The sequence below is a fragment of the Streptomyces sp. CB01373 genome, assembly GCF_002803075.1.
Lineage (GTDB): Bacteria > Actinomycetota > Actinomycetes > Streptomycetales > Streptomycetaceae > Streptomyces.
On the sequence record NZ_NNBK01000001.1, the window covers coordinates 15,494 to 30,613 of the forward strand.

At 72.2% G+C, this 15,120-nt stretch carries 14 protein-coding genes; 6 read left to right on the plus strand and 8 right to left on the minus strand.

Annotated elements, in window-relative coordinates:
* The first annotated feature begins 91 nt into the window (after positions 1 to 91).
* The 3 genes from CG719_RS00085 to CG719_RS00095 all read left to right on the plus strand — a co-directional run bounded on the left by CG719_RS00085 (position 92) and on the right by CG719_RS00095 (position 3,030).
* Positions 92 to 781, plus strand: coding sequence for a response regulator transcription factor (locus tag CG719_RS00085; RefSeq protein ID WP_199836447.1), 690 nt, complete (start codon positions 92 to 94; stop codon positions 779 to 781).
* 59 nt (positions 782 to 840) lie between these two features.
* A complete protein-coding gene (locus CG719_RS00090; RefSeq protein ID WP_234375355.1) occupies positions 841 to 2,580 on the plus strand; it encodes a sensor histidine kinase in 1,740 nt (579 codons plus the stop codon).
* 111 nt (positions 2,581 to 2,691) lie between these two features.
* Positions 2,692 to 3,030 carry an STAS domain-containing protein gene (locus CG719_RS00095; RefSeq protein WP_100566361.1) on the plus strand — a complete coding sequence of 113 codons (339 nt, stop codon included), beginning with the start codon at positions 2,692 to 2,694 and terminating at the stop codon, positions 3,028 to 3,030.
* A gap of 63 nt (positions 3,031 to 3,093) precedes the next feature.
* Here the strand turns inward: CG719_RS00095 and CG719_RS00100 are convergent, their stop codons facing one another.
* A complete protein-coding gene (locus tag CG719_RS00100) occupies positions 3,094 to 3,546 on the minus strand; it encodes a DUF5707 domain-containing protein (RefSeq protein ID WP_100566362.1) in 453 nt (150 codons plus the stop codon).
* 106 nt (positions 3,547 to 3,652) lie between these two features.
* The gene (locus CG719_RS00105) at positions 3,653 to 5,050 is read right to left on the minus strand and encodes an MATE family efflux transporter (RefSeq protein WP_234375377.1); all 1,398 of its coding nucleotides are present in this window, start codon (positions 5,048 to 5,050) and stop codon (positions 3,653 to 3,655) included.
* A gap of 144 nt (positions 5,051 to 5,194) precedes the next feature.
* Here CG719_RS00105 and CG719_RS00110 point away from each other — a divergent pair, with 144 nt between their 5' ends.
* Positions 5,195 to 5,746 (plus strand): PadR family transcriptional regulator, encoded by a 552-nt coding sequence (locus CG719_RS00110; RefSeq protein WP_100566363.1) that lies wholly within the window; start codon positions 5,195 to 5,197, stop codon positions 5,744 to 5,746.
* A gap of 300 nt (positions 5,747 to 6,046) precedes the next feature.
* On the opposite strand, the gene CG719_RS00115 is transcribed toward CG719_RS00110, so the two are convergent.
* The 3 genes from CG719_RS00115 to CG719_RS00125 all read right to left on the minus strand — a co-directional run bounded on the left by CG719_RS00115 (position 6,047) and on the right by CG719_RS00125 (position 9,585).
* Entirely contained in the window at positions 6,047 to 6,865 is an 819-nt protein-coding gene (locus CG719_RS00115; protein WP_100566364.1) for a rhomboid family intramembrane serine protease, read from the minus strand.
* 125 nt (positions 6,866 to 6,990) lie between these two features.
* Positions 6,991 to 8,400: an FAD-dependent oxidoreductase gene (locus CG719_RS00120; protein WP_199836448.1), complete on the minus strand. Its 1,410-nt coding sequence runs from the start codon at positions 8,398 to 8,400 to the stop codon at positions 6,991 to 6,993.
* Between the two features lie 186 nt (positions 8,401 to 8,586).
* The gene (locus CG719_RS00125; protein WP_100566365.1) at positions 8,587 to 9,585 is read right to left on the minus strand and encodes a DUF4349 domain-containing protein; all 999 of its coding nucleotides are present in this window, start codon (positions 9,583 to 9,585) and stop codon (positions 8,587 to 8,589) included.
* Positions 9,586 to 9,757: 172 nt separating this feature from the next.
* On the opposite strand from CG719_RS00125, the gene hemG reads away from it, so the two are divergent.
* On the plus strand, positions 9,758 to 11,212 hold the full coding sequence (gene hemG, locus CG719_RS00130) for a protoporphyrinogen oxidase (RefSeq protein WP_100566366.1): 1,455 nt from the start codon (positions 9,758 to 9,760) through the stop codon (positions 11,210 to 11,212).
* A 4-nt stretch (positions 11,213 to 11,216) separates the two neighbouring features.
* Entirely contained in the window at positions 11,217 to 11,948 is a 732-nt protein-coding gene (gene hemQ, locus CG719_RS00135; protein ID WP_100566367.1) for a hydrogen peroxide-dependent heme synthase, read from the plus strand.
* On the opposite strand, the gene CG719_RS00140 is transcribed toward hemQ, so the two are convergent.
* The 3 genes from CG719_RS00140 to CG719_RS00150 form a co-directional block, all read right to left on the minus strand.
* The gene (locus tag CG719_RS00140; RefSeq protein WP_100566368.1) at positions 11,899 to 13,674 is read right to left on the minus strand and encodes an alpha/beta hydrolase; all 1,776 of its coding nucleotides are present in this window, start codon (positions 13,672 to 13,674) and stop codon (positions 11,899 to 11,901) included. The two genes, hemQ and CG719_RS00140, sit on opposite strands and share 50 nt — an antisense overlap.
* Positions 13,675 to 13,937: 263 nt before the next feature.
* Positions 13,938 to 14,162, minus strand: coding sequence for a hypothetical protein (locus CG719_RS00145; RefSeq protein WP_159024794.1), 225 nt, complete (start codon positions 14,160 to 14,162; stop codon positions 13,938 to 13,940).
* Entirely contained in the window at positions 14,159 to 14,998 is an 840-nt protein-coding gene (locus tag CG719_RS00150; RefSeq protein ID WP_100566370.1) for a TIGR04222 domain-containing membrane protein, read from the minus strand. The genes CG719_RS00145 and CG719_RS00150 overlap by 4 nt, the downstream gene beginning before the upstream one ends.
* Between the last annotated feature and the right edge of the window lie 122 nt (positions 14,999 to 15,120).

Below are 15,120 nucleotides of genomic sequence, written 5' to 3' on the forward strand. Positions count from 1 at the left end.
GACCCTGCCCACCGCCGTCAGGAAGTTGTCAGGGTGTGGGAAGCCCCGCACGCGGGCCTGAACCCCCCTCGCCCGTGCCTATAGTCACCGCGTGTGCGCACGAATTCTGGTCGTCGAGGACGACACCCTGCAGGCTGAGCTCGTACGGCGGCTGCTGCTTCAGGAGGGCCACACCCCCGTCGTGGTCCACGACGGGCGCGCCGCGCTCGACGAAGCCCGGCGCCGCAGGCCCGACCTGGTCATCCTGGACCTGATGCTGCCCGAGGTCGACGGACTGGGCGTGTGCCGCGCGCTGCGCCGGGACGGGGACGTACCCGTTCTCATGCTGACCGCCCGCTCCACCGAGGACGACCTGCTGCTCGGCCTGGGACTCGGGGCGGACGACTACATGACCAAGCCGTACAGCCCGCGCGAGTTGCTGGCCCGGATCCGGACGGTGCTGCGCCGCACCCTCCGCACCGCGGACGCCTCACCGGTGCTGCGCGCGGGCGGCATCGCCGTCGATCCGCTGCGGCACGAGGTGACCTGCGACGGGGTCCCGATCCCTTGCACCCCGGGCGAGTTCGCCATCCTGCACGTCATGACCGCGGAACCCGACCGGGTCTTCTCACGCCGTCAACTGCTGCAGCACACCAAGGGCCAGGACCGTGCCTCCACCGAACGCGCCATCGACGTCCACATCCTGAACCTGCGCAAGAAGATCGAGGCGGACCCCAGCAGGCCCGTCCGGCTCCTGACGGTCTTCGGCGTCGGCTACAAGCTCACCGGCCGGCCGTCGTGACTCCCGGTCCGCGCATACCGTGGCGCAAGAGCCTGCTGGTGCGGCTCCTCCTCACCTCCGTGACCACAGCCGCGCTGTCCGTCGGCGCCACCGCCTGGCTGGCCATGGAGAACACCGCGCGGGCCATTCAGGAGGAGCACGGCCAGGTGCTCTCCGACGACACCGACATCCTGCGGCAGATCAGCGGTTACGCCGCGACACACGCCGGCTGGAACGGCGTGCGCCCCATGGTGCGTTCGCTCTCCCGCACCATGGGGCGACGGATCGCCCTGACGGACGAGACCGGACACGTCATCGCCGACTCCGCCGGCCCCGGCACCGAACTGCCCGCCCGTGCCTCGGCCTCCGTCGACCCGCTGACCACCGACACCTACAGCGAACCCGGAGCTCAACTCGCCGGCATCGACCCGCGCGCGGTGGGCCCTTACCGGCTCACCGCGACCGAACGGGCACTGGTGAAGACGCTCGCCGGGAAGCGTCTGTTGTGCGTACGGAAGTACGACAGCGAGGCCGGCCTCCGTCGGATTCCCAGCGGTCGTACGGTGGTTGTGCGCGACGCCGGGGCGACGTCCATGCCGCCGGACTGCCAGGACAAGGTACTCAGGATGCCCGTGCCCACCGAGCAGAAGGCGCTGGGCGAACTCAGTGTGCTGGCCGAGTCCTGCCTCGCGGAGGGGCGGGCGCAGATCCTCACGTACATGCTGGAGTACGTTCCCGGCTGGCCGCCGGACGGCATCGGCTTCCGGCTGGGTGGAGGCCGACAACGTCAGACGTGTGTCGAGACCGCCCGCCGCACACAACTCGACCCGTACGTCGCCCCGAGGGCCCGCCTGTATCTGGGCAACCTGGGCGGGCAGCCCGCGGGCTTCGACCTCTCACCCGGTGACAAGGCCAGGATCGCCGGTGTGGCGGGGCTGGTCCTGGCCGTCACCGTCGCCATGACCACCGTCGTCGCCGTCCGCCTCGTCCAGCCCCTGCGCGCCCTGACGGCCGCGGCCCTCCAACCGCCGCAGCGGCACACGCGTGTCGTCGTCACCACCCAGGACGAGACCGGGCATCTGGCCGCCGCCTTCAACGACCTCACCGCGCGCCGCGAGCAACTGGAGGCCCAGCGCAAGGCCATGGTCAGCGACATCGCCCACGAGCTGCGCACCCCGCTGACCAACATCCGCGGCTGGCTGGAGGTCACCCGCGACGGGCTGCTCGAACCGGACCCGGACCTCATCGCCTCCCTGCACGACGAGGCACTGCTCCTGCAGCACATCATCGACGATCTGCAGGACCTCGCCGCGGCGGACGCCGGCACGCTGACACTGCACCGGGAGACCGTACGGACGGACGAACTCCTCGCCCAGGTCGTCTCGGCCCACCGTGCCCGCGCCGAAGCCGCCGGGATCCGCCTGGACACCCGCGCCGAACCCGGTCTCCGGCTGGACGCCGACCCGGTCAGGATCCGCCAGTCGCTGGGCAACCTCATCTCCAACGCACTCCGGCACACCCCGGCGGGCGGCACGGTCACGCTCTCCGCCCGGCACTCCGGTGACCTGGTCGTCCTCACGGTGAGGGACACCGGCAGCGGCATCGCATCCGGCGATCTGCCGCACGTCTTCGACCGGTTCTGGCGAGCCGAGAAGTCCCGCAGCAGACACGCCGGCGGCAGCGGACTCGGCCTCTCCGTCGTCCGCCACTTCGTGGAGGCCCACGGCGGGACCGTCACCGCCGACAGCGAGCCCGGCGACGGGGCGGTGTTCACCATCCGGCTGCCCAGTGCCGGGCACCCGGACAACGGGACCTCGTGATCGCCGCGTCCTGGCGGCAAAGCCATGGCCAATCGTTCGCGCATATGCAGAACGCGCGTGCGCCAGGCACTGCCCGCAACCTCTACCCAAGGTTGTGCCGTTGAGCGAGGCATGCACCCCGAATTCCACATCCGTCACCACGACGAGCGCGACTGGACCGTCATCGAGATCCGCGGGGAGGTCGACGTGCACACCGTGCCCCGCATCCGTGAGGACCTGGGCAAGAAGATCCAGGCGGGCCGCCACCGACTCATCGTCGACCTGACGGACACGACCTTCATGGACTCGACCGGCCTCGGCCTCCTCGTCAGCGTCCACAAACGCATCCGCGCCCGCGCCGGCGCCCTGAGACTGGTCATCGTCAACCCCGACATCCGCCAGATCTTCACCATCACGAGCCTCGACCAGATCTTCCCGATCTACGGCTCCACACAGGCCGCGCTGGCCTGAGGGGACCTGGCGGGCGCATCCGGTGGCCACAGCCGGCGCCGCCCGGGCCGGTTGACTGCTCGCTCACCGGACGGTGAAGTCGGCCGCCTCGGTGTTCAGGGTCGTGGTGCCGTCCTTCCCGGTGACCAGGACGGCGACGTACCAGGTACCGCGCGGGGACGACTTGGCGTCGGCGTCGGTGACCCGGACGGTGTAGGTGCAGCGCAGGGTGTCCTGCCCGGCGGGCTTGCAGACGGCCGTCTCCGCGGCGGCCATGTCCTCGGCGGTCGGCCTCTTCTCGGCGAGGGACGACTGCTGCGGCCAGGCCAGCACCTTCACGCTCTTGACACCGGAGGACTCCGTGACGTCGGTGACGAAGACCAGCGAGCCGTCGCGGTTGCCGTCGGGAGCCGAGTAGCGGGCGGTGCTGTGCGCCGACGCAGGGGACTGCTCCCCGGCCCGGGCGAGAACGAAGGCACCGGCGCCACCGAGGAGAACGACACCGGCGACCACGGACAGGGCAACACGTCGGGACATGGGAATCTCCGTAACTGTCTCAACCCTGGATCGGGCTGCGCCACTTGGCTGCGGCGCTGCACCGATCCTCGCCGCGCGAGGACTCGCCGGACATGAGCGCGCGTACTCAAGCCGAGTTGAGTAGAGGGCTGGGCCTGGCCGGGCCCACCACGCGCCGGAAGAGCAGCACCGTCATGGCGTACTGGGCCGCCGTGCCGATGATCATGGAGAGCCACACACCTTGGACGCCGAGAGCCGGCAAGGAACTCAGCGCGTAGGCGAACGGCAGTTGGACACACGCGCCGAGCACGGTGACCCAGAACAAGGATCGTGTCCTGCTGCCGCCCATGAACACGCCGCCCAGCCCGACCACTCCGGCGAGCAGGACGAGGTACGGCAGGAGGTACCACAAGAGGACTTCACCCGAGTCGACGACTGGCGGGGCATCGCTGAAGAAACCCATGATCACTCGTCCGCTCAGCGCGAGGACGAGTCCGGCGCCGGCACCGACCACCGTGGCCAGCAGCAGGCTCTGTTGCCCAATGACCCGGTCCGCGTTCTGCCCGGAGCCACGAGAGCGCGCGGTGAGGATGCTGCCGGCCTGGCGGAGGGCGTAGAAGGCCATGGTGGCGAAGAGGATCAGCTTGATGCCGATGCCGTAGGCGGCGAGCGGATCCTCGCCGAACCTCGCGACGATGCCGACCAGAGCCGCGCTGATGCCCATGCGCAGCACGAAGTCCCCGGACGCGGGGAGCCCGACGCCCAGGATGCGGCGCAGCGCGGCCTTCCAGTGCAGGGTGGTGGTCTCACCTCCGGTTGCCCCGACACGCTTGCGCCGCAGAAGGACGAGGCTCACGCCGAGGGCGACCGCTCGGCCCAGCATCATCCCGAGCGCGGCACCCTGCACGCCCATCTTCGGCAACCCGCCGACGCCGTAGATCAGCAGGGGGTCCAGGACGAGGATGCAGGCGTTGGCGAGGAGCGCCATCCTCATCGGTGTCCGGGTGTCCCCCGTGCCTTTGAAGATCCCGTCGACGACGTTCTGGGCGAAGAAGACCGCCATGCCGGGGAACGAGATGGCGAAGAACTCCGCCGCCAGCCGGTGTACGTCGCCGTCACCGCTGCCCACCAGCAGCTGTGCCACTTGGTCGCGAAGGAGGAAGCCGCCCAGAGCGACGACGGGCGTGATGGTCAGCCAGAGAGTTCCCGCGGCGCGGACCGCGACGGGCAGTTCCGCCCGTCGCCCGCCTCCGAGAGCGTCCGCGATCAGTACCGTCGTCCCGACGTTGGCCATGAGGATGACACCGAGCAGCACGTTCTCCAATGTGCTGGCGACGGCCACGGCGCCGACCGCCGCCTCCCCGAGACGGGCCACCCAGATGGTGTCGATGATGCCGGCGACCACCCCGGAGAGCAGTTCGAAGTAGACCGGTATGCCCAGCCCCAGCAGCGCTCGGCGCGTGGCGGCCGGGCTCAGCGGTTCGTGTCCACCATCGCTCGCATCGTCGTACAGCCGGACACGCACAGTCACCCTCTTCCCCCGCTCTTCTTGCCGCCTGGCAGCGACAGGCTAGCTCGATTCGTGTCACTCTAATAGAGGTAGTCAAGACTTTGGCCCGACGCCCATCGAACGACGCGGCACCCGTCGTCCGGACAACGAAGGAAGACCGTGCTGACCCTCTCGATCCTCGGCTTTCTGGCAGAACGTCCCATGCACGCCTACGAGTTGCGTCGCCGTATCTCGGACCTGATCGGCCACAACCGGCCGGTGAGCGACGGAGCGCTCTACCCGGCCATCAACCGGCTGCGCCAGGCCGGACATGTGGAACGCCAGTCAGAGCCGGGCGACAGCGCGCCGCCGCGGCAGGTTCTGCGGATCACGCCCGCGGGCCGCGCCGAGCTGCTGCGTCGGCTGAGTGAGCCGAAGGAGACCGAGATCACCGATGGTGGATCGTTCTTCACCCTGCTGGCCTTCCTCGGTCAGGTGCCGGACCCCGAGCGGCAGGCAGCCGTTCTGCGACGGCGGCTGGACTTTTTGTCCGCGCCGGGCAGCTTCTTCAGCCGATCCGGCACGCCTGTGCGGATCAAGGACGAGGAGGACCGGTATCGCCGGGGGATGCTGATCATGGCCAGGGCGGCGCAGCGGGCGGAGCGCGCCTGGCTGGAGGAGACTCTTCGAGCCCTGCTCGGGTCGGACGCGGCGGCCGAGCGCCCTTCGTGAAGCGACAGGGGTGCGAACACGATTCGCCGTGCCCGCACCCCACATCCGCTCGCGCTCAGGGCCTCCACGTCGTCCGGCGCCGCTGCCGTGACATCCCGGCCGCCAGGGCCCGCGGCGCTCGGAACACGGCGCAGAGGTTGGCGTCGAGGGCCGACAGAAGCGCGGTCGCGAAGGGTGAGCCCCGCTCCACTTGACGCCACGGGCCCCGGGAGGCCAGCCGTGACATCCCTGGGGCCCGGCTCGGGTGCAGGGCCTGGAGCCGGAACCGCGCGCGGAGCACCCAGGTCCGCGCGTACGGCCCTACCAGGCCCGTCGCGTCTGCCTGCCGAAGAGGATGCGGCCCGGTTCGGGTGGTGGGGGAGTGCCTCGTTTGAGGGGCCAGGCGAGGATCATGCCCGCGATGAAGCCGACCACGTGGGCCGTGTAGGCCACGGTGCCCGACTCGGCGACGGCCTGGCCGGAGGAGTAGAACGCCTGGAGCACGAACCAGAAGCCCAGGACGATCCAGGCCGGAAGGCGTAGCGGCAGGAAGAGGAGGAAGGGGACGAGGATCCAGACCCGGGCCTTGGGGTACAGCACCAGGTAGGCGCCCAGGACGCCGGCGATGGCTCCCGACGCGCCGATCAGGGGCTCGGCGGAGTCCGCGTTGAGCAGCGCGAAGCCGTATCCGGCCACGTACCCGCAGACCAGGTAGAACAGCAGGTACCGCACACGGCCCATGCGGTCCTCGATGTTGTTGCCGAAGATGAGCAGGAACAGCATGTTGCCCAGCAGATGCAGCCAGCTGCCGTGCAGGAACATCGCCGTGAGGACCGACAGCACGGGCGACTTGTCGTAGGCGGGCGGCCCCAGCAAGCAGCCCGGGCCGTGCGCGCCCACCCCGACGGTGCCCGTCGGGACGAGCGACGGCAACTGATCGTGGATCAGCTCCCTCGGCACCAGCGCCCACTGCTGCGTGAAGGCCTGCAGATGGCACAGCTGCGCCGGCGAGCCGCTGCCCGTGAAGGATCCGGCGATGCCTGGCGTGAGCAGGAACACGACGAAGTTCGCGGCGATCAGGGCGTACGTCACCCACGGGGTGCGCCGCGTCGGATTCAGATCATGGACGGGAATGACCACAGAAAAGTACTGCCCGCGATGCGCTCGCCGAATCGGTGAACGCCGCCGTCCGCGTGTACGTACTTCTCCTCAACCGCCCGCGGCCCGGGGAAGGCGGGCCGCGGCCGGCCGGAACGGCGCAGGGCTCACGGTGTGCTGTCGCGGACCTTCGCCGCGGCCTTGCGGGCCGCCACGAGCACCGGATCCCACACCGGGGAGAACGGCGGCGCGTAGCCGAGGTCCAGTGCCGTCATCTGTTCCACCGTCAGACCGGCGGTGAGGGCGACCGCGGCGATGTCCACCCGCTTCCCCGCGCCCTCACGGCCGACGATCTGCACGCCCAGGAGGCGGCCGGTACGGCGTTCGGCGATCATCTTGACGGTCATCGGGGAGGCGCCGGGGTAGTAGCCCGCGCGGCTGGTCGACTCGACGGTGACCGTCTCGAACCGCAGGCCCACCCGGTGGGCGTCCTTCTCTCGCAGCCCGGTGCGCGCGATCTCCAGGTCGCACACCTTGCTCACCGCGGTGCCGACGACGCCCGGGAAGGTGGCGTAGCCGCCGCCGACGTTGGTGCCGATGACCTGGCCGTGCTTGCTGGCGTGGGTGCCCAGCGGGACGTGGCGCAACTGCCCGGAGACCAGGTCCAGGACCTCCACGCAGTCGCCGCCGGCCCAGATGTTCTCGTGACCGCGCACCCGCATCGCCCGGTCGGTGAGCAGGCCGCCGTGCGCGCCGAGCGGGAGTTCGGCCGCCCGTGCGAGCGCGGTCTCCGGGCGCACCCCGATGCCCAGTACCACCACGTCCGCCGGGTACTCGGCGTGCGCGGTCGCCACGGCCCGGACCCCGCCGTCGTCGCCGGTGAGAACCTTGGTCACCTCGGTGTCGTCGACCATGGTGATGCCGAGGCCCGACATGGCCCGGTGCACCAGGCGGCCCATGTCGGGGTCGAGCGTCGACATCGGTTCCCGGCCGCGGTTGACGACCGTCACCTCGTAGCCGCGCTTGATGAGCGACTCGGCCATCTCGACTCCGATGTAGCCCGCCCCGATCACCACCGCCCGGCGGCCACGCGCGCGTGCGAGGGTGTCCAGCAGGGCCTGGCCGTCGTCGAGGGTCTGCACCCCGTGCACGCCGGGCGCGTCGGCGCCGGGCATGTCGGGGCGGACGGGGCGCGCCCCGGTCGCGATCACGAGCTTGTCGTACGGCGTCCAGGACTCCGCGCCGGAATCGACGTCCCGCGCGCGCACGCGTCCGGCGGCCACGTCGATCTCTGTCACCTCGGTGCGCATGCGCAGGTCGATGCCCCGCGCGCGGTGCTCCTCGGGCGCGCGGGCGATCAGCCGGTCCCGTTCGTCGACGTCGCCGCCCACCCAGTACGGGATGCCGCACGCCGAGAACGAGGCGAAGTGGCCGCGTTCGAACGCCACGATCTCCAGCTCGTCCGGCCCGCGCAGCCGGCGTGCCTGCGACGCCGCGGACATCCCCGCGGCGTCGCCGCCGATCACGACAAGGCGTTCCTTCGTACCCCGGGCATCCCGCGCGGCCTTCATCTCCATGCGCCCACGCTACGGGGATCAGACCGCCCCGGTCGTGCGGCTGCCGCAGTCCTGAGCCCGCCCCCGGGTCCCGAGTGTGTCCCCGGTCCCGGGTCGGCCCCCGGTCTTGAGGCTGCCGCAATCCCGAGCCGCTCCCGGTTCCGGGAGCGTCCCGGCCCTGAGGCAGCCTCAGCCTCCGATGCCACCTCAGTCCTCAGTGCCCGGTTCGCCGCCCAGCTCCCCTGCCGGGGGCGCGGGCTCCCGCCGGGAGTCCGGCAGCGCGTCCGGCGCGGTCATGACGGGGGCGTCGGCGGCGGGGCGGCGCGGGAGCCGGGGCCGTATCACCCGAAGCCACAGCGCCGCGACGACGGCCGCCGCCGCGGCGAACGGGAGCAGCGCCCCGACGGCCAGGGCGATCCAGCGGAGCACGGTGACGAACACGTGCCAGCCGCCCGCCAGCGCGTCCACGAACCCGGGCTCGTCGTCCTCGGCGGCCACCGGCTTGGGCGCCGGGTTCCGGGACAGCGACAGCGTGATGGTGGCCAGACTCGTACGGTCCTTCAGCGACGCCTGCTGGGCCAGCAGCGCCTCCAGGTCGGACTCGCGGCGGCTCAACTCGCCCTCCAGGCTGACCACGTCACTGAGCCGGGTGGCCTGGTCCATCAGCTCCCGCACCCGCGCCACGCTCGCCCGCTGCGACTTGACGCGGCTGTCCACGTCCACGACCTGGTCGGTGACGTCCTGCGCCTTCGCCGTGCGCTCGATCAGCTTGCCGGTGCCCTCCAGATCGCTGAGCACCTCGTCGTAGCGTTCGACCGGCACGCGCAGCACCACGCGCGTGCGTTCGTGCCCGTCCTCGTCGCGGCTGGTGCTCTCGTCGCCGACGTACCCTCCGGCGTTCTCGGTGGTGGTCCGGGCCGCGTCGAGGGCCTTCGGCACGTCCTTGACCTGCACGGTGAGCGAGGCGGTGCGGATGATGTGGTTCGCGGTGATCCGGGGCGGCGCGGTGGCCCTCGCCCCGGAGGCCCGGCCGCCGCCGTTGTCCGCCGCGCCCCGCTGGTCCTCGCTGCCGGCCGCGCCCGCCGCGGATTTGGCGGAGGAGTCAGCGGTGCTGTCGCCCGCGCTGCACCCGGTGAGCGAAAGGGCGGTGGCGAGCAGGAGCCCGGCCAGCGCGTGAGCGGGCCGGACGGAACGTCGTGTGCGCATGTGGCATACCCCCGAGGGTCGTCGTGACCACTGACGCTTCTTCGACTCCCGGCCCACGCGAGACGTTGGCCGGGCGTGGGTTCCGATGCGGTCACGTTCGTGACTCGGGCATGACTCGGGCCCGGACACCGGGGCGCGCAGGCGTGTCGGAGGGGTCTGAGAGAGTGGGTTCATGAGCGCAACGCGTACGGGCACGGACCATGTCGTCGTCATCGGGGCCGGGATCGCGGGGCTGGCCGCCGCGCACCGGCTGTTGCGGCAGGGGGCGCGGGTGACCGTGCTGGAGGCGGCCGAGCGCGTCGGCGGCAAGCTGCTGCCGGGCGAGATCGCGGGCGTCCGCGTCGACCTGGGCGCCGAGTCGATGCTCGCCCGCCGCCCCGAGGCCGTGACCCTCGCGCGCGAGACGGGACTGGCGGACCACCTCCAGCCGCCCGCCACGGCGAGCGCCTCCATCTGGACCCGCGGCGCCCTGCGCCCCATGCCGAAGGGGCACGTCATGGGCGTCCCCGGCACCGCCTCCGCGCTGTCCGGCGTGCTCTCCGAGGAGGGCCTCGCCCGTATCGAGCGCGACGCCGGGCTGCCCCGCACGGAGGTCGGCGACGACGTGGCCGTCGGCGAGTACGTGGCCGCCCGCCTGGGCCGCGAGGTCGTCGACCGCCTGGTGGAGCCCCTGCTCGGCGGGGTCTACGCCGGTGACGCCTACCGCATCTCGATGCGCTCGGCCGTCCCCCAGCTCTTCCGGGCCGCCCAGACCCACGACTCGCTGCTGGAAGGGGTCCGCGAGATCCAGGCCGCGGCGGCCGCCGCACAGCAGACCGGGCCGGTGTTCATGGGCATCGAGGGCGGCGTGGGCCGGCTGCCGCTCGCGGTCGCCGAGTCGGTGCGGGCCCGCGGCGGCGAGATCCTGACCGGGACCCCGGTGACGGAGCTGCGCAGGCAGGACCGTACGTCCTGGCAGGTGACCGCCGGCGACCGCGTGCTGCACGCCGACGCGGTGATCGTCGCCGTGCCCGCGCCCGTCGCCGCCGGGCTGCTGAGCGCCGAGTCCCCGGAGGCCGCCGCCGAACTGCGGGCCGTCGAGTACGCCTCCATGGCCCTGATCACCCTCGCCTACCGCCGCGCCGACGCCGCCCTGCCCGAGGGCAGCGGCTTCCTGGTGCCCCCCGTCGACGGCCGCACCATCAAGGCGTCCACCTTCGCCTCCCGGAAGTGGGGCTGGATCGCCGAGGAGGACCCGGACGTGGTCGTACTGCGCACCTCGGTGGGGCGGTACGGCGAGACGGAGATCCTCCAGCGCGACGACGCCGGCCTCGTCGACGTCTCCCGGCACGACCTGCGCGAGGCGACCGGTCTGGACGCCGCGCCCCTGGAGACCCGTGTCACCCGCTGGACCGACGGACTGCCCCAGTACCCTGTCGGCCACCACGCGCGCGTGGCCCGCATCCGCGAGCACGTCGGCAAGCTGCCCGGTCTGGCGGTGTGCGGCGCGGTGTACGACGGAGTGGGCATCCCCGCGTGCATCGCGAGCGCGTACGCGGCCGTCGACCAGCTGCGGGGTGACCTGCGGGGTCTGCAGGAGCTCACCGCGGCCCCGGTGCAGAGTCTGCACGGCGGAGCGGGAGAATAGCCTCATGAGTGACGACGCCCCCACCACCGAGTCCGGCAGGGTCCCGAACAAGGGCAAGCTGGCTAAGGACCTCAACGAGGTCATCCGCTACACGCTGTGGTCCGTCTTCAAGCTGAAGGACCTGCTCCCCGAGGACCGCGCGGGCTACGCGGACGAGGTCCAGGAGCTGTTCGACCAGCTCGCCGCCAAGGGCGTGACCATCCGCGGCACGTACGACCTCTCGGGCCTGCGCGCCGACGCCGACCTCATGATCTGGTGGCACGCCGAGACCAGCGACCAGCTCCAGGAGGCGTACAACCTCTTCCGCCGTACGCGGCTCGGCCGCGCCATGGAGCCGGTGTGGTCGAACATGGCGCTGCACCGCCCCGCCGAGTTCAACCGCTCGCACATCCCGGCGTTCCTCGCCGACGAGACGCCGCGCGACTACGTCAGCGTGTACCCGTTCGTGCGCTCCTACGACTGGTACCTGCTGCCCGACGAGGACCGCCGCCGCATGCTCGCCGACCACGGCAAGATGGCCCGGGGCTACCCGGACGTGCGCGCCAACACGGTCGCGTCCTTCTCCCTCGGCGACTACGAGTGGGTCCTCGCCTTCGAGGCCGACGAGCTGCACCGCATCGTCGACCTCATGCGCCACCTGCGCGCCTCCGAGGCCCGCCGGCACGTGCGCGAGGAGATCCCGTTCTTCACCGGGCGCCGCAAGGACATCGCCGAGCTGGTGGCCGGTCTGGCCTGACCCGTGCCGGTGTCCCGGGGCCGACGGGCCCCGGGACCCGGCCCCGGCCCCGGCCCCGCCGCTCAGCGGTGGGGCCGGCCCGGCCGGTCGCCCGTTGCAAGGCCTCACGCAACTGGCGTACGCGGGTCTCCTGGAACGTCGGGCCGTACGGCCGCGGCTCCGCGCGCGGGGCGCACACCGCCTGCCGCCCCGGCAGGCGGCCCTGGAGCAGGTAGGCGTCCAGATGCGCGTTGACGCAGGCGTTCGGCCCGCCCGCGATGCCGTGCGTGCCCGCGCCCCGCTCGGTCACCAGCACCGAACCGGCCAGCCGCCCGCGCAGCTCCAGGGCGCCCGTGTACGGCGCGGCCGCGTCCCGTTCGGCGGCCAGGATCAGCGTCGGCGGCAGCTCGCCGGGGCCGGTCCTCACGTCCAGGGGCCGCTGCCGGGGCGCCGGCCAGTAGGCGCACGGCAGGTTCGCCCACACATTGCTCCAGGTCTCGAACGGCGCCACCCGCGCGAGCCGTGTGTTATCCCGGTCCCAGACCGCGAAGTCCGTCGGCCAGGAAGCGTCGTTGCACTCCACGGCCGTGTAGACCGCGCTGCCGTTCTCCGCGGCGGCGGCCCCCTCCCGGTGCGGGGCCGCCAGCGCGACCAGCGGCTTCGGGTCGCCCTTCAGATACGCCGACAGGGCCTTGGCGCTGCCCGGCCAGTGGTCGTCGTAGTACCCGGCCGTCAGGAGCAGGCCCTGCAACTGGCCCGGTCCCACCGAGCCGCCCGCCGGTTCGGCGGCGAGCCGCTCCCGCGCCCTGTCGTAGCTCTTCTGCACCTGCCCGGCCGTACCGCCCAGCGCGTACACGTCGTCGTGCCGCGCCGTCCACGCGCGGAAGTCCGCCCAGCGGGCCTCGAACGCGGCCGACTGGTCCAGGTTGGCGCGGTACCAGATCCGGTCGGGCGCCGGGTTCACCGCGGCGTCGAAGACCATCCGGCGGACGCGCGTGGGGAACAGCGCGGCGTACAGCGCACCGAGGTAGGTGCCGTACGAGGCGCCCACGAACGTCAGCCGGTCCTCGCCCAGCGCCGCTCGCAGCACGTCCAGGTCGCGGGCGTTGTTGAGGGAGTTGTAGTGACGCAGGGACTCGCCCGCGCGCCGGGCGCAGCCGCCCGCGTACGCCTTGGCCTCGGCGACGCGCTGTTCCTTGTACGCCCGTGAGGGGTGCGTCGGCGCTGCTCTGGGCGCCCGGAGCTCGAAGAAGTCCTTCGGGTCCTGGCAGGACAGCGGGGCCGACCGGCCCACCCCGCGTGGGGCGTAGCCGACGAGGTCGTACGCGGAGGCGACGCGCTTCCACTCCGGCAGCAGGCCCATCAGCGGGAAGGAGGTGCCGTCGGCGCCCGGACCGCCCGGGTTGAACACGAGAGCGCCCTGACCGGACACTCTGCGCTTGCTGTTGCGCGGGTCCTTGTGCGTGGCCCGCACCCGGCTGACAACGAGCCGGATCCGCTTGCCGTCGGGGTGCGCGTAGTCGAGGGGCACCTGGACCGTGCCGCACTCCATGCTCCGGGGCAGCTCCCGCGCCTCCGGACACGCGCCGAAGTCGATCCCGGCCGCCCGCGCCCACGCCGCGGCGACGACGGCGCCCCGCAGTTCCGCCGCGGCACCGGGGAGGTGTGCGGTGGGCGTGGCCGGGGCGCCGGCGAGGGCGGTGAGGAACAGGGACCCGGCGGCCGTCCAGACGGCGGCAGCGGTCATCGCGTATCCCTTCGGTGCACGGCAGCGACAGAAGGGATGTTTCGTTCACCTCGAGGGCAAGGGCAAGCACCGCCCGCCGGTGTCGCGGCCGATGCCCCCGACGCGCCCCAGGCAGGCCCCGGCGCCGGGCGCACACTCCGGCACGCACGGCCGCCCGCACGCCCGTTCATTCCTGGCCGGGACCGCTCGCGGGGCCATGTCGTGCCTCTCGTTCGTGTCCGACCGGGCGGGCGTCAGTCGGTGACGAGGTCCCAGGCGAGAAGTCAGTCCGCCTGGACTCGCTTCCTGCGGTGCCGCTTGACGTCACGCACGAGCTGCCAGACGGTCGTGATCTGAAGCAGCGCCGCGAAAGAGATGAACCATCCTGAATCGTCTCCGTTCATATATGCCTGCGCGGCGCCGGCGACGAGCATGAGGCAGGCCAGAACGCCAGCCGCTGATATGGCCAAGCCGATTCGATCAATCACCAGCGAAGTGCCTTCGGTCAATCGCCGTCCGCGCCAGCGGTCTTGGGATGCCCGGCCGTGCGGGGCCGGTTGCGTGCGGGGCGGTCCTGCACGGGCCGGTCGTGGTGGGCGAAGGCGGCGCGCAGGTTCGGTTCGCCGATCGCGTTGATGCCGCGTACGGCCACGGATGCCAGGTACGCGCGCTCGTCGCCGAAGCCGTTCATGTGGCGGGCCAGGCTGCCGAGCAGGCGCTGGCCGGCCGGAGAGGCCCAACGCGAGTACGGGTGGACCTCGAAGCGGGCGATGACCAGGCAGCTCAGGGTCAGCGCGAGCGGCAGCGCGAACCAGAGGGCGATCAGCTCCCGGGGCATCCCGGTCGGGCCGGGCAGCAGCAGCGCGGTCAGGCTCAGGGCGAGGACGGCCAGCGCGGCGATCCGCACCCGGCGGACCCCGGCCGCGATCGTGGACCCGTCCCCGTCCGGCACGGCGAGACCTGCCCTGACGAGCCGGTCGGCGAGGCCGCGCACCGCCTCCGCGGTGGCCGCCGCCGCGCGCACCGGCGCGATCCGGGACTGCCCCTCCGGGCCGATCGCCCCTATGACGGAACGCTCCATCTCGTCCCGCCCGCGCGGATCGACGACCGTCGCCCAACCGGTGTGCGCGAGCAGCAGCCGACGCTGGCGCGCCATGGAGACCAGGGTCAGCTCGGCGACCCGCGCCGGTCCGCCCGAGAGGAACGCCGCCTCGTAGAGCGTCAGATCGCGGCCCCGGCCGGCGTCCACGTCGACGGCCGCGGCGCGCACCGCGGCCAGGCACAGCCGCAGGCACGCCGTGCCCGCGAAGGCCCAGGCCAGAAGCAGGAGAAGGACCCAGAACATGACGCGTTTCTATGCCAGAGGCCTGGGAAACACCATGCCCTGTTCGCCATCCGGACAGAGTGTTTCCGGTATGTGACGTTCCGTTTGTTTGCCGAGGTCAGGGCGTCGGGGTGGCGGGGCCG

Bases quoted from the DNA above. Each gene is read 5' to 3' on its own strand.
- hemG (WP_100566366.1), top strand. From the start codon at position 9,758: ATGAGCGCAACGCGTACGGGCACGGACCATGTCGTCGTCATCGGGGCC.
- CG719_RS00095 (WP_100566361.1), top strand. From the start codon at position 2,692: ATGCACCCCGAATTCCACATCCGTCACCACGACGAGCGCGACTGGACC.
- CG719_RS00120 (WP_199836448.1), bottom strand. From the start codon at position 8,400: ATGGAGATGAAGGCCGCGCGGGATGCCCGGGGTACGAAGGAACGCCTT.
- CG719_RS00150 (WP_100566370.1), bottom strand. From the start codon at position 14,998: ATGTTCTGGGTCCTTCTCCTGCTTCTGGCCTGGGCCTTCGCGGGCACG.
- CG719_RS00125 (WP_100566365.1), bottom strand. From the start codon at position 9,585: ATGCGCACACGACGTTCCGTCCGGCCCGCTCACGCGCTGGCCGGGCTC.
- CG719_RS00100 (WP_100566362.1), bottom strand. From the start codon at position 3,546: ATGTCCCGACGTGTTGCCCTGTCCGTGGTCGCCGGTGTCGTTCTCCTC.
- CG719_RS00140 (WP_100566368.1), bottom strand. From the start codon at position 13,674: ATGACCGCTGCCGCCGTCTGGACGGCCGCCGGGTCCCTGTTCCTCACC.
- hemQ (WP_100566367.1), top strand. From the start codon at position 11,217: ATGAGTGACGACGCCCCCACCACCGAGTCCGGCAGGGTCCCGAACAAG.